Consider the following 233-nt stretch of genomic DNA (forward strand, 5'->3'; position numbering starts at 1 on the left):
GGGCGAGTGCGCGGGCCGTCGTCGGCTGGGCAACGAAGGTTCAGGCGTGCCCGAAATGCTCTTCCTGGTCGGCAACGTCGGACCGTGCGGCCGCATCCGAGGTGGTCCGCTCCTGCTCGGGCATGTCCGTGGTGACGCGCTCCCGCTCGGGCATGAGCCCGGTGACCTTGAGCGATTCGGACATGGCCTGGACGATGGCGTCGAGGTCGGCCGGGGCACTCGGCGTCGTGTCC

Annotated in this window: 1 protein-coding gene; it reads right to left on the reverse strand. The window is 70.4% G+C overall.

Annotation, left to right across the window (positions count from 1 at the left end; genetic code table 11):
- Positions 1 to 40 precede the first annotated feature (40 nt).
- Positions 41 to 233: hypothetical protein (locus tag SB764_RS44895; RefSeq protein ID WP_410867422.1), on the reverse strand; the 193-nt coding region annotated here is incomplete at its 5' end.

This window comes from Paraburkholderia sp. SIMBA_027, assembly GCF_046535315.1.
Taxonomy (GTDB): domain Bacteria; phylum Pseudomonadota; class Gammaproteobacteria; order Burkholderiales; family Burkholderiaceae; genus Paraburkholderia; species Paraburkholderia tropica.